Annotated in this window: 18 protein-coding genes; 9 read left to right on the top strand and 9 right to left on the bottom strand. The window is 59.4% G+C overall.

The features are described 5' to 3' along the window. Nucleotides 1–59 precede the first annotated feature (59 nt). Both ACJ0G7_RS09875 and ACJ0G7_RS09870 read right to left on the bottom strand, forming a co-directional pair. Entirely contained in the window at nucleotides 60–413 is a 354-nt protein-coding gene (locus ACJ0G7_RS09875) for a hypothetical protein (protein WP_407395976.1), read from the bottom strand. A 191-nt stretch (nucleotides 414–604) separates the two neighbouring features. After that, complete coding sequence (locus ACJ0G7_RS09870; RefSeq protein WP_043690867.1) at nucleotides 605–850, bottom strand: RNA-binding protein; 246 nt, start codon at nucleotides 848–850, stop codon at nucleotides 605–607. A 732-nt stretch (nucleotides 851–1,582) separates the two neighbouring features. Between ACJ0G7_RS09870 and ACJ0G7_RS09865 the strand changes: the two genes are divergently transcribed. From ACJ0G7_RS09865 to ACJ0G7_RS09845, 5 genes are all read left to right on the top strand, one after another. Continuing rightward, on the top strand, nucleotides 1,583–2,539 hold the full coding sequence (locus ACJ0G7_RS09865) for an orange carotenoid-binding protein (RefSeq protein ID WP_043690864.1): 957 nt from the start codon (nucleotides 1,583–1,585) through the stop codon (nucleotides 2,537–2,539). Beyond that, nucleotides 2,460–3,263 (top strand): fatty acid desaturase, encoded by an 804-nt coding sequence (locus ACJ0G7_RS09860; protein WP_407395974.1) that lies wholly within the window; start codon nucleotides 2,460–2,462, stop codon nucleotides 3,261–3,263. Before ACJ0G7_RS09865 ends, ACJ0G7_RS09860 begins: the two co-directional genes overlap by 80 nt. A 44-nt stretch (nucleotides 3,264–3,307) precedes the next feature. Further along, nucleotides 3,308–3,628: a hypothetical protein gene (locus ACJ0G7_RS09855; RefSeq protein ID WP_043690858.1), complete on the top strand. Its 321-nt coding sequence runs from the start codon at nucleotides 3,308–3,310 to the stop codon at nucleotides 3,626–3,628. A gap of 652 nt (nucleotides 3,629–4,280) precedes the next feature. Beyond that, nucleotides 4,281–4,484 (top strand): DUF4278 domain-containing protein, encoded by a 204-nt coding sequence (locus ACJ0G7_RS09850; protein WP_043690856.1) that lies wholly within the window; start codon nucleotides 4,281–4,283, stop codon nucleotides 4,482–4,484. Between the two features lie 166 nt (nucleotides 4,485–4,650). Then, nucleotides 4,651–4,839, top strand: coding sequence for a hypothetical protein (locus ACJ0G7_RS09845; RefSeq protein WP_043690853.1), 189 nt, complete (start codon nucleotides 4,651–4,653; stop codon nucleotides 4,837–4,839). A gap of 249 nt (nucleotides 4,840–5,088) precedes the next feature. Here ACJ0G7_RS09845 and ACJ0G7_RS09840 read toward each other — a convergent pair whose 3' ends face one another. After that, complete coding sequence (locus ACJ0G7_RS09840) at nucleotides 5,089–5,307, bottom strand: hypothetical protein (protein ID WP_407395972.1); 219 nt, start codon at nucleotides 5,305–5,307, stop codon at nucleotides 5,089–5,091. Nucleotides 5,308–5,672: 365 nt separating this feature from the next. Here ACJ0G7_RS09840 and ACJ0G7_RS09835 point away from each other — a divergent pair, with 365 nt between their 5' ends. Further along, nucleotides 5,673–6,563, top strand: a complete 891-nt coding sequence (locus ACJ0G7_RS09835; protein ID WP_407395970.1) for a GNAT family N-acetyltransferase — start codon at nucleotides 5,673–5,675, stop codon at nucleotides 6,561–6,563. Here the strand turns inward: ACJ0G7_RS09835 and ACJ0G7_RS09830 are convergent. The 3 genes from ACJ0G7_RS09830 to ACJ0G7_RS09820 all read right to left on the bottom strand — a co-directional run bounded on the left by ACJ0G7_RS09830 (nucleotide 6,533) and on the right by ACJ0G7_RS09820 (nucleotide 7,848). Further along, nucleotides 6,533–6,799 (bottom strand): DUF3136 domain-containing protein, encoded by a 267-nt coding sequence (locus tag ACJ0G7_RS09830; RefSeq protein ID WP_043690845.1) that lies wholly within the window; start codon nucleotides 6,797–6,799, stop codon nucleotides 6,533–6,535. The two genes, ACJ0G7_RS09835 and ACJ0G7_RS09830, sit on opposite strands and share 31 nt — an antisense overlap. 81 nt (nucleotides 6,800–6,880) lie before the next feature. After that, complete coding sequence (locus ACJ0G7_RS09825) at nucleotides 6,881–7,567, bottom strand: LuxR C-terminal-related transcriptional regulator (protein WP_407395969.1); 687 nt, start codon at nucleotides 7,565–7,567, stop codon at nucleotides 6,881–6,883. A gap of 62 nt (nucleotides 7,568–7,629) precedes the next feature. Next, entirely contained in the window at nucleotides 7,630–7,848 is a 219-nt protein-coding gene (locus ACJ0G7_RS09820; RefSeq protein ID WP_407395968.1) for a CP12 domain-containing protein, read from the bottom strand. Between the two features lie 147 nt (nucleotides 7,849–7,995). On the opposite strand from ACJ0G7_RS09820, the gene ACJ0G7_RS09815 reads away from it, so the two are divergent. Continuing rightward, on the top strand, nucleotides 7,996–8,223 hold the full coding sequence (locus ACJ0G7_RS09815) for a DUF3136 domain-containing protein (RefSeq protein WP_407395967.1): 228 nt from the start codon (nucleotides 7,996–7,998) through the stop codon (nucleotides 8,221–8,223). A gap of 20 nt (nucleotides 8,224–8,243) precedes the next feature. Here ACJ0G7_RS09815 and ACJ0G7_RS09810 read toward each other — a convergent pair whose 3' ends face one another. From ACJ0G7_RS09810 to ACJ0G7_RS09800, 3 genes are all read right to left on the bottom strand, one after another. Beyond that, the gene (locus tag ACJ0G7_RS09810; RefSeq protein WP_407395966.1) at nucleotides 8,244–8,366 is read right to left on the bottom strand and encodes a hypothetical protein; all 123 of its coding nucleotides are present in this window, start codon (nucleotides 8,364–8,366) and stop codon (nucleotides 8,244–8,246) included. 104 nt (nucleotides 8,367–8,470) lie between these two features. Beyond that, nucleotides 8,471–9,178 carry a LuxR C-terminal-related transcriptional regulator gene (locus tag ACJ0G7_RS09805; RefSeq protein ID WP_407395965.1) on the bottom strand — a complete coding sequence of 236 codons (708 nt, stop codon included), beginning with the start codon at nucleotides 9,176–9,178 and terminating at the stop codon, nucleotides 8,471–8,473. Between the two features lie 3 nt (nucleotides 9,179–9,181). After that, a complete protein-coding gene (locus tag ACJ0G7_RS09800; RefSeq protein ID WP_407395963.1) occupies nucleotides 9,182–9,685 on the bottom strand; it encodes a DUF411 domain-containing protein in 504 nt (167 codons plus the stop codon). 199 nt (nucleotides 9,686–9,884) lie between these two features. On the opposite strand from ACJ0G7_RS09800, the gene ACJ0G7_RS09795 reads away from it, so the two are divergent. Then, nucleotides 9,885–10,715 carry a M20/M25/M40 family metallo-hydrolase gene (locus ACJ0G7_RS09795; RefSeq protein WP_407395962.1) on the top strand — a complete coding sequence of 277 codons (831 nt, stop codon included), beginning with the start codon at nucleotides 9,885–9,887 and terminating at the stop codon, nucleotides 10,713–10,715. A gap of 1,032 nt (nucleotides 10,716–11,747) precedes the next feature. After that, nucleotides 11,748–11,924 (top strand): hypothetical protein, encoded by a 177-nt coding sequence (locus ACJ0G7_RS09790; RefSeq protein WP_407395960.1) that lies wholly within the window; start codon nucleotides 11,748–11,750, stop codon nucleotides 11,922–11,924. The last annotated feature ends 68 nt before the right edge of the window (nucleotides 11,925–11,992 follow it).

The following is an 11,992-nucleotide window of genomic DNA, read 5'->3' as shown; positions in this document are numbered from 1 at the left end:
CACACAACGTAACGAGTCAACCTGCCGAATGGTGTATCAACGCCGTCAGGACCGACAGCTCAAAGCAGAACCGTGAACAACCAGGCGATCAGCGCGATCAGCAGACCTGCTCCGACGATGGCGCCGGTGACGATGAAAGCGCCGGCGGCGAAGCCGACGCGGGTCATGGTGCGCGGGAACAGGAGGTAAAGCGTGAGACCCAGGGCCAGCGGCCACATGGGGGGCAGCAGGACACACACACCGGCCAGAACGGTGAGCTTGGTGCGCAGCTGCTTCTGCTGCTCCTCGTTCTGCAGTCGCTCAGACTCCTCTCGCTCCAGCTCGAGACGTTCCTCATCACTGAGCCAACGGCCGTGATGGCGGGCGACATGAAGGTCGCGCTCGAGTTGCTGAGGCGTGGTGGTCTCGGACATGACTCCAGAGTATGCACATTTCATCGGCAGGCCTGTGCGCTCAGGCAACAGCAGACGTGTGCTGGGGTCATGCCGACCTGCTTGCTTGCGGAGAGGGGAACTCCCCCGGATGGGATCAGCTTCAGCGGATGCCTACGAAAAAACATCCCCCGATCGGGGGATGTTGCATGAACCCGTTCGAACGAACGGGGTCAGCGCTTCGGCTCAGCCTTGCGCACGGTGATGCCGCGTCCCATCCATTCAACGTTCTGCAGATCGTCGATCGCGGAGGTTTCGTCCGCCTCATTCGCCAGGTCGACGAAGGCGAAGCCACGCTTGCGGCCGGTCTCACGGTCCAGGGGCATGGAGCACTTGCTCACTTCGCCGTACTGGGTGAACAGATGGATGAGGTCCTCTCTCTCAGCGTCCCAGGAGAGATTTCCAATGAAGATCGTCAAAAAATTCGGCCAGAAAGGCGGTCCGTACCACCCTCTCACATGGTGGTGTCCGACCGTGACCACGGAGGCAGGCACGCCACCCCAAGACTGGATCGGCGGCAGCCATCACGGCAATGCGCCTTAACACCGATTGTCTTTGTCGCCTGGAACACCAACACTGTGTGCATCGAGATCGGAGGAGCCATGACGGCCGACACTCCACCTGAGCACATCCCAGAAGCAGCCTGACTTTCCGGCCCCTGCTCCAACAGTTTCCACCCATGCGTGGGCCTTTCGTCTGCGACGACACAGCTGTGCGTCCGACCAGTCGACCATCCTCTGCACCGCCCAAGACCAAGGTGCCCTGAAGGATGCCGGCCCAACCTCTGGACTCCCTGGCCCCAGGCGCCATCAAGCCAGACGCTTCGACCGTTTCTTCAGTCCATTTGCTTGAGGTTCCAACACCCTTGAAGCATCACTGATTAGGTCGATTGCTATGCACAAACGAGCGAGATAGGCCGTCCTTCCCATCCGGGAGGGGCGGCCTTCCCCTTTGAGACGGGCCCGATCAGATCCGCAAAGCACCAGGCGGAGCGGACGTTTCGCTGCCTGACGAGCCGTGACCGGGGGCGACCCGTCGGACAAACCGGACAGACTTATACCAGATCACAGCCGCAACAGCGCGAAGACACGCCAGGTACGCGCGAACCCGAAACATAGTGTTACGGTTCGGCCGCTCTGTGCCCTCCGCGGATGTTCACGCTCGACAAAGCTCGCCAGATCTTCCCGGACACGTTGACCGCGGATGCCGTTCCGGCGATCACGGCGCGCTTCAAGCTGCTGAGCGCGGAAGACCAGCTGGCTCTGATCTGGTTTGCCTATCTGGAGATGGGGCAGACCATCACGGTGGCGGCCCCCGGCGCAGCCCGCATGGCTCTGGCTCGACCGACGCTGGACGAGATCCTGGCGATGAGCTTCGACGAGCAGACCAAGGTGATGTGTGACCTGGCCGCCAAGATCAACAGCCCGATTTCGGCTCGCTACGCCTACTGGTCGGTGAACGTGAAGCTCTGCTTCTGGTACGAACTGGGCGAATTCATGCGTCAGGGCAAGGTGGCGCCGATCCCTCAGGGATACAGGCTGTCTGCCAACGCCAATTCCGTGCTGGAGGCCGTCAAGAAAGTGGAGCAGGGCCAGCAGATCACGTTGCTTCGCAACTTCGTGGTCGACATGGGCTATGACCCTGACGTGAACGACAGCGATGTGGTGACCGAGCCGATCGTGGCTCCCACCCCGGAGGATCAGCGCGAGGAGATCTTCATTCCCGGGGTGCTGAACCAGACCATCCTGAGTTACATGCAGCTGCTCAACGCCAACGACTTCGATCAGCTGATCAATCTTTTCCTGGATGACGGCGCGCTGCAGCCCCCGTTCCAGCGTCCGATCGTCGGACGCGACGCCATCCTCAAGTTCTTCAAGCGGGATTGCCAGAACCTGAAGCTGATGCCTCAGGGCGGATACGGCGAGCCGACCGAGGGCGGCTTCAACCAGATCAAGGTCACCGGCAAGGTGCAGACGCCCTGGTTCGGACGCGAGGTGGGCATGAACGTGGCCTGGCGCTTCCTGCTGGATGAAAACGACAAGATCTATTTTGTGGCCATCGACCTGCTCGCCTCCCCGGCTGAATTGCTCAAACTGGGTGGTAAGTGAGTTGAACCGTCAGGGCCAGCAGGGTCTTGCCCTGGCTGGTCTGATCGGATCAGCCTGGCTGCTGACGCTGGCCTTCAGCCTGAACCTGTCGCTGGATCAGATCCCACCGCTGCTGCTCGGCGCGGTTGTCCTGGTCAGGGCGTTTCTGCACACGGGACTGTTCATCGTGGCCCACGACGCCATGCACAACAGCCTCGTTCCAAAACAGCCTGGGCTGAACCGCCTGATCGGCAGGGTCTGCCTGTTTCTTTACGCCGGCCTGTCCTACAGGCTCTGCTGCCGGAACCACCGACACCATCATCAGGCACCTGAATCCGATCGGGATCCTGACTATCAACGCTCCACCAATGACGGCATCTTCAGTTGGTATGTCCACTTCATGGGCAACTATCTGAGCTGGAAACAATTGCTGAACCTGAGTGGCTTCTGGTTCGTTCTCTTCAACCTGACGCGCCACCATCAGACCGATCATGCACTGCCATTACTGCTGTTCTGCGTTCTGCCACTGATCATCAGTTCATGTCAGTTGTTTCTGGTGGGAACCTGGATGCCACACCGGAGAGGAGTGACGTCACAACCGGGCATTACCTCTCGCAGCCTGGCGCTCAATCCTGTCTTGTCTTTCGCAGCCTGTTACCACTTTGGCTATCATCGTGAACATCATGATTCGCCATCCACACCCTGGTTTCAGCTGCCACTGCTTCGGGATCATCATCGCTCTTGATCGACCCTGATCACACCTGATTCCCCCTCACCACAATCTTTTTCATGTCGGCAACAGACTGGACACTCGAAGAACAAACCGTTGCCCGACATGCCTTTGAGCTCGGCAAGCATCGTTCGATCACTGCCTTGATCAACACATTGCAGGAGCAATCAAGCCAGCTTGATTCAGCAGAATCCGTTTGGAAATTACACGACTATCTCAGTACTGAACGTTATCAATACGAAGGACGTTCTGAATTTGAGGAAGGCAACGTGCTGTTCGTACTGGCCGACATGATCAAACAGAAGCTGATCGCCATGGATGATCTCCAGGGACTGGATCAGAAGAAGGTGAGCAAAATCAAGGCGATGTCGATGTTCTGAGCGGCTGATCCCAGTCGCTCGAGGCACGCCGTCTCCAACTTCGGCGTTCCGCTGCCTCGAGGCAATGCGCCTTAACACCGATTGTCTTTGTCGCCTGGAACACCAACACTGTGTGCATCGAGATCGGAGGAGCCATGACGGCCGACACTCCACCTGAGCACATCCCAGAAGCAGCCTGACTTTCCGGCCCCTGCTCCAACAGTTTCCACCCATGCGTGGGCCTTTCGTCTGCGACGACACAGCTGTGCGTCCGACCAGTCGACCATCCTCTGCACCGCCCAAGACCAAGGTGCCCTGAAGGATGCCGGCCCAACCTCTGGACTCCCTGGCCCCAGGCGCCATCAAGCCAGACGCTTCGACCGTTTCTTCAGTCCATTTGCTTGAGGTTCCAACACCCTTGAAGCATCACTGATTAGGTCGATTGCTATGCACAAACGAGCGAGATAGGCCGTCCTTCCCATCCGGGAGGGGCGGCCTTCCCCTTGGGAACGATCTTGAGAGTTCGGTATCAACCTGAACGACCATCCAACCGCCCAAAGTCTTATAAAAGGGTCGTAGCAACAGCTACACACGTTCACTTCGCAATCGCTGCGAAGCGCAGTTCGACTCAGGCCATGGAACGGGGACCTGAGCTTGCTTCGAGGAACTCATCATGTCCGCTCTGCTTTATCGCGGTGCCGAGTACAACCAGCAGGTTTCTGCTGATGCCTCCGCACCGGTTCAACTCACCTATCGCCGCAGCAGCTATCTGAGCAACAGAGCTGCCGGTGGCAACCCAGCCACCCCTCTCACCTACCGCGGCAACACCTACGTCCGTGGCGTGTCCTACGAGGAGATGGCTGCCAACTGGTGCTGATTGCCCAGACCCAAACCTTGCAAACCGGGCCGACATCGGCCCGGTTTTTTTGTGCACTTCCGGCTTCATGCCAAGGGGTTTTCAGGCTTCAATTCGAAAGAAGGGCTGTTGATTGCAACTGTTCACACGAGCTTGCGGGCATCGTGAAGAGAGATGAACACGAAACATGAGCGGATTGAGTGGAACCAAGGCTGACGATTTCATCAACGCCGCCCGCGCCCGCGGGGAAGCGGCCGTGAAGGACAAACAACCAAGACTCACCCGGCTGGAAACGGCGTTCCGCCATGCGGCACTGAAACGGCGGTCCCAGGATGAGCGCCGGCGTGCGGGCCGCATGAGTAGAACCGCTGAGTGACCTTTGCGGTGGGCCGACCATAGTGATGTTGACCCAAGGCTCCGAGGCCCCCGCGAGACAACTCATCAGTCACATCGCAGAGCTGCAGTCGCGGTTAGCTCACCCGCATCACTGGACGGAAGGAGAAAACATCAAAAACGCCGAAAAGCTCCGGCAGCTGGAGTTCGAGCTGAGGCGGCGTCAGGCCATGGGGGAAGAGAATCCCATCGAGACGTACGGCATCAAATAACAGATCGAGCCGAACGCGAATCAGGTCTGATGGAGCTGCAAGAGCAGCTTCGCCGCCAGGATTCTGGAAAGACGCCGCTTGACCAGCAGGTCGCAGATCCAGTCGAACAGGGGAGGCGCATCCTCCACCGTGGCGAGTCGCTGTTCGAGCTGCTTCAGTTCCTGGCGCCCCTGGCAACCCCGCAGTGCATCAATCAGGGTGTCCTCGGTCGGCTTGACAGACATCGGTGTCATGACCATGTCGATCCTGTTGCTCCTTCTTGATTGCTAAGTCATTGAGGGCCTGTCTGTCATCAATCCGTCAGAACATCAGAAGCGGAGGCAACACAACTTGCCTGTGTAAGCCAACAAACATCCAGCAAGCAAGGTTGTCCCCAGATGGGGATTGGGCCTCAGGACTCAGCCGGAGTAGACAGAACCAGTTCGAGGCAATGCCATGAAACTCGACTTGGCTCAGGCACAACCGATGGGAAGCCTGATTGTTGAGGGAACCCACCAACCCTTCCATGCTCTGGCCTGTGCACTGCGGCCAAGCACGATCCGGATCGCACGGCCGAGAAGCGACAAGTGAGCAACAACGGCCAACGCTTGGTGTGAGTGCTGCCGTGAAGTCGTCCCTGGAGATCCGAGCCTTTCAGGACACGGACCTCAACTTCATCACCCAACTGGCGCGTCAGGAAGATTTCGCTCCCGGTGTTGGCGACATCGCGATCTACGCCAACACGGGAAACCAGGGTGTGTGGCTGGCATGGCAGAACGACGAGCCCGTGGGCTGCATCGCCGCCGTGAAATACAACCCTGATTACGGCTTCATCGGTCTCTTCGTGGTTCACCCGGACCATCGCGGCCGTGGTGTCGGCAAGCGATTGTGGGAACACGCACTGACGTCTCTCGCTGATGTGACGTGCATCGGGCTGGAAGCCGCACCGACGATGGTGGAGTTCTACCAGCGTGAAGGGTTCCGAAGGGATTCCATCACCACGCGGCGGCAACATCTGTGCCTGGAGGAGTCATCGACCCATCCGAGCAGCCGGTTGCTGCATCGCAACGACATCACGGTTGTTCCACTCGGGAACATCTCGATCGATGCCGTTCAGGCCTATGACGAACGCCATGAAATCAGCCCGAGACCTCACTTCCTGGAACAGTGGCTGAATCACCGGGCAGGGGATGTGTTCGTGGCCATGGATGCAACGCAGCAATGCCATGGCTACGTGCGCATCCGCCCATGCCTGCTGCCCATCGGGCAGGGCTGGCGCATCGGCCCTCTGCTGGCGGAAGAACCGGGCATCGCATCCCTGTTGCTGAGCAATGCCATGGACCGGCACAAGGGCATCATCCTCATCGACACCCCAGGCCATAACCGATCCGCCCGAACCGTGGCGGGCGCCAAGGGGTTCCGGCGGATGGGAGCCACCCATCGCATGTACAGGGGCAGCCTGGACAACGGCCATGATCAGAACATCTACGGTCTGGCATGCCTGGAGCTGGGCTGAACGGCAAGGCGACGCCGGCGGGCCTGGTGAAGCGAGAGAAACAGGCTGCGTGGATCGCAGTAGCGATCCGGCATGGCCTGATGCAGACGATTCAGACGACGCCAGCAGACGCTCTTGCAGGCTTCGCTTTCCTTCACTCCATCGGCCACGAGATAGTCCATGGCACGGATGTAAACAGCTTCGGTTTCACAGAGCTCAGCAATGGTCGGTTCATGGGTGAATGTGATAGCCGTCATGAGCTCCGTGGGGTTGATTGTGTTGCATTAACGCGTCTCCGTTCCAACGGGATCTACCCCCATCTGGGGTGAATCAATGGCTCAGATCTGAACCATTCCGCAACGCATTCCCTTCAGCACCGCCTGCACTCTGTTATTCACCTCAAGCGTGCGCAGCAGGCGCTTGGTGTAGGTGCGAGCGGTTTCTTCGGTAACCACAAGATCCTCGGCGATCTCCCGATCGGACATGCCGCGGGCAAGACGATCCAGCACTTCATATTCCCGGGGGGTCAGCCTCGGGCAGCTCAGGTAAGGAAGCTCGTCGGAGCGCAGCGAAGGGCTGCGATAGGAGTGATGTCCCATCACGGCCAGCACGGCAGCTTCCAGGGGTTTGCGATCTTCGATGATGTCAGCTTCAGCGACCACAGCCTCAAGCCAGGGGGCAGCGTCGTACTCCACCGGGATGGCATCGCTCAGAGCCAGAACAACAACCTTCAGATCCGGCTGCTTGTCCCTTGCTTTGCGAACCAACTCAAAACCATTGCCACGTTCCAGCAGATCGGTGCACAGAAGCAATTCAAACTGGTCCTGATCGAGATACGTCAAGCAGGACTCTTCATCGGTCACGGCGCACCCGATCTGGGCCCGTTCCGTGAGACTTTCACAGAAGCAACGCAGAAAAAAACGCCCCTTCATCGCCAGCGCAATCCTGCCTGTGATCGCCACAGACAACAGCGGCTCATCGTCAACCGACCTTGGCTGGTGCTGGAGATACGGCGTCAGATCCATCCCAGAGCTGCTCCCTCTGCCCATCCTTGCCAGGCAGAGGAATCATTCCGGAATCGCCGTTGTCAGTCGTCATAGACGCGACATTCAGGGGCGTCTGGGTTGAGATCGCAATGCACCTCAAGCGAGGTGGGATCCTTGTGATCGTCGGGGTGATGGCTGCGGTAGGTCTCAAGCCCCTCCAGTTCCGTGGCGTAATGCCGTGCCTTGGCCTCGTTACCGCTGGCCTGGGCTCTGGCCAGTTCCTCGCGGTCCTTGGCGATATGGGTTTCGATCGTGTCCACCCGTGGTTCTGCAACTCGAGGTCATACAACCTCGATGCGGGCTGTGCTCACTACCCCCATCCGGGGACAGAACGAATGTCCCCAAATGGGAGGCGATGCGATCCGGCATGGCAGCGCACAATGACGCAGCAAAAACGAAGGTGCTGCATGACAACATCAAGCCTGAGCATCGGTGAGCTCGAGGCCAGCTACCCGCTGTACTGCAAGGCACTGAAGATCCTGATCCGGCAAGGCAAAACAGGCAGGGAACTTCAACGCACCGTCTGCTGGGACCGGCTGCGCTTGCTTCACCGTTCCCTGCCGCGGCAGTACAAATCGCCGGAGCGGCTGATGTTGATGATTCAGACGGATCTCTCGAAGAAGGTCGCCGTTTAGGCCCCGTTGATCGGCCGAACTCAACGACGAGCGCGTTTGATGATCACAGGCTTCAGCGGACAAGCCAGGGCGTGAAACGGCTGATGATGGCCTTCCAGGATCATCGTGCCGATCGGGTAGGCGTGGGCGAGTTCAATTTTCATTGGATTGACGTGCCGCAGGATCCAGTGCCTGCAACGCACTCACCATGCCTCGCGCCTGGCGGGTCGACCACCCCAATCCGGGGACAGTCCGTGACCTAAGCCGATCAGGGCAACGGATCAATCAAGCCGTAGAGCATCGCCGTGACGGCCATCTGGGTGCGATCGCGGGCACCGAGCTTGTCCATCGCATTGCCCACGTGGGTCTTCACCGTTTCCACGGACACGCCGAGCAGATCGCCGATGGCGTTGTTGGTGAGGCCGCGGGCCACCGCTGCTGCCACCTCCAGCTCGCGAGGGGTGAGTTCCTCCACCAGCGGCGGCAGCTCCGGCCGAGGGGCGGCAGCCGCGATGCGACGGATCTCGGCGGGGTAGTACACACCGCCCGTGGCGATGGTCTGCAGAGCGCCGATCAGATCACCATGGCCGGTGCCGAGGCTTGATTTGAAGATCACCCCATCGGCGGAGGCCAGCATCGCCTCCTGCACCACCTCCTTGGTTTCGCGCACCAGCACGATCAGCAGCTGACAGGTGGGCAACTCCGCCTTCACGCGCCGCAGCAGGTTGACGCCGTAGCCGATCTCCAGATCCGAGCTGCAGATCAGCAGATCCGGCCGGGTGCGCAGCACCAGCTCAACGCCTTCGTCTTCGGTGGTGGCGGCCCCCACCAGGGAGGAGCGGATCGGATCCGCCAGGGCAAACGACGTGAGCGAGAGACGATCCCCGAAGACGACAACCAGGCGGCGATCCTTCAGCAGCTGGCTGGCCTGGGCCAGCGCCTGCTGGATCGAGCGGGATTCGAGCCGGAGCTCCATGGTTCAGAAACGATCGAACACGGTTGTTGATCCGTCGTGGGCGATGGCCATCACCGCAAATGGATCCGCCTTACTTCCCTTCACCTCCATGCCAGGCGAGCCGATCGGCATCCCCGGCACCGCCAGGCCACGGATATCGGGCCGTTCGGCCAGCAGGCGTTGAATCGATGTGGCCGGCACGTGGCCTTCAATCACATACCCCTCAACAATGGCGGTGTGGCAGGAGGCCTGGTCTGAGGCGATGCCGTTGGCCTGCTTCACGCGATCCATGTCTTCCCTGATCTGATCGTTGATGCGAAATCCCGCTGCGGCGATGTGTTGCCCCCACTGGGTGCAACAGCCGCAACTGGCTGAGCGGTAGATCGTCATGGCCGGACCTGTCGCCTGAGACGTGGACGGCATCACGGACGGGCCCTTGGCATCGCCGTGGGCGAGCAGCGGACCGGGAGAACACAGCAGCAACGCCGACAACAGTGCGCCACAGGGGGCCAGGGTCTTCCACTCCATCCCTGATCGATCAAAGCAACACCTCGATTCTCGCGAACGGGGCAGGCTTGCGGCCTGGTGCACACAATCCGGCACAGCAGCGTCGGCAGCTTTCGCTGTTCTCGATCAGACCGGTGATCGGAGCGTGATGGGAAGACATGGCGCGAGGGGGAGTTACCAATTGACAGCGGAAAGACCAATCGGCTCACAGACTGACGCGATGGCAGCGCTGACTCCAACCAGCCTTCAAGACCTCACCACCATCGCGATCCCGCGTCACGGGCGCTGGGATCCGCTGGGTCTGATGACGGTGCGCAGCCATGTTCGTGAATCGCTTGCCTCCATCGGACCTGTCGAGGAGCATCGCTTCATCAGCAACAGCGAGGAAGGTGTCAATTTCATCCTCAAGCTGCCCGGACGTCAGCCGACGCTGAAGCCCCTGCTGGTTGGAGCGCACTACGACGGCCCACTGCATTCCATCGGTGCCGACGACAACGCCAGCGCAGTGGCCGCATTGCTTGAACTCTCACGCCGCTGGTCGGCCCACCCACCGCGGCGACCGGTGTGGCTGGTCGCCTTCGATCTGGAGGAATGGGGAATGCTCGGCAGTGCCGCACTGGCCGAAAAGCTCCGTACAGACCAACAGCCCCTGAAGCTGATGGTGAGTTTGGAGATGCTGGCCTACACCAGCGAAGAGCAGAACTACCCCCATCCCGCCATGAGGGCTGTGTACGGCGACCGCGGTGATTTCATTGCACTGGTGGCCAATGCGGGGGCTGCGTTGATGCTCACTCAGCTCACCCATGCCATGGGCCAACACGTGATCACCAAGGCGCTGCCGGTGCCCAGAGCAGGCCGTGATGTGCCGGATGTGAGGCTCAGCGATCACAGCCCCTTCTGGGATCGCGGTTACGACGCCCTGATGGTGACGGACACGTCGTTCATGCGGAATCCGAACTACCACCAGATGAGCGACACGATCGAAACCCTGGATCTGCCGTTCTTGGCAGCCGTCATCGATGGCCTTGATTCAGCCCTGTCTGAGCTTTGAACGGATCAACCACTCAGCTATCTCTCCCCTGAGTGGAGAACGCAGAGACCCAGCAACCAAAGAAGGATGAAGCCACTCGGTGACATCAAAGCCGGACTCAGGGCCATGCGAGCTGACAACAATGGCTTCGCGCAAGCTGGTGGGAGAGACGCTCGATGGCCGAACTGTTGGTCTTGGTGATGGCGGGAAATCAGCAGGCCTGATCAACCAACTCCAAGGAACGAATCAAAGCACCAGACGCCCTTGGTGTCATTGGGCACTGCACCCTTGCCGTGGCGCCAGCAGATTGATGCTGTTGCTTGAGAGCTGTGGCCGGCCAGCTGCGACGATCCCTGCTTCAACTTGGTGACCGAGTCACAGGCCGGATGCCGCGGTGGCCGGAAGGATCCTGGCCCGATGCCATGCAGCGCAGCCCTCGCCGGGTTCGCAGCTCCGCCAAGGATGCGATCAAAAACATCGCCCAAGCAGCTTGGGATCTGGGGCGCCGGGCTGCACGCCAGGGGATGCAATCAATCAAAAGGCACGGCTACCGATGACTGGAGGCTTGTTTGTGCTGTCCGTTCTGCTGTTTGTTGCAGGTATCTCCTTGATCAGCCTGAGCTGACCGAACACAATCACGGGCCAAGATCGAAGGGATCAATCTGAGCTCAGACCTGCAGAAGCATCAGGATCTCGAAGTCGGCAAGGCTGAGGTTTGCAGCTCATGGACCAGAAGATCCGTAGCCAGCATCGTCAATGCAATACCCATGAGAGCGAGGGCCATTCCCTGGTTGTTGTCTGACGCAACAGCTACATTCCGAGATAATTCTCGATGTTTTTCCCAGGAGAAATGCATCAGAGCCAGGCCTACAAATGTTTTCTAAAGCCATAAGCCTCGGCGATCCGAGTGATCAGCGGCATTCAGAAATGTTCTGTAACGGAGGAAATGTATTGGGCTGATCATTCTTCCTTCCAATCGGTTGCAAACACTACATTTTTGATTTGCTGCAGCAGAAGTTCTGGGGTACGTTCCGCTCACGACGCCACAAGCTGATGGAACCGATTGCGTTGACTCTGGGCCAGAAATTTGAAATCGAGAAATTCTCACGCGAGATCGACAACTCGGATGATGTGCCAGCCCTGCGCAGCATCGCCAAAGAACTGTTGGTGGCATGGAAACAACAGCAAGCCGCATCAGCCTGGATCGTGCGCCAATCCCATGGCCTCTGAATTCAGTTTCTCTCCACCCGAGTGAGCCATGGAAGACAATCAAATAATCACCACCATCTCGATGGAAA

Source organism: Parasynechococcus sp., assembly GCF_045559935.1.
Taxonomy (GTDB): domain Bacteria; phylum Cyanobacteriota; class Cyanobacteriia; order PCC-6307; family Cyanobiaceae; genus Parasynechococcus.
The sequence above is the reverse complement of the archived record's forward strand: the minus strand, read 5'-3'. Positions and strand labels throughout refer to the sequence as shown.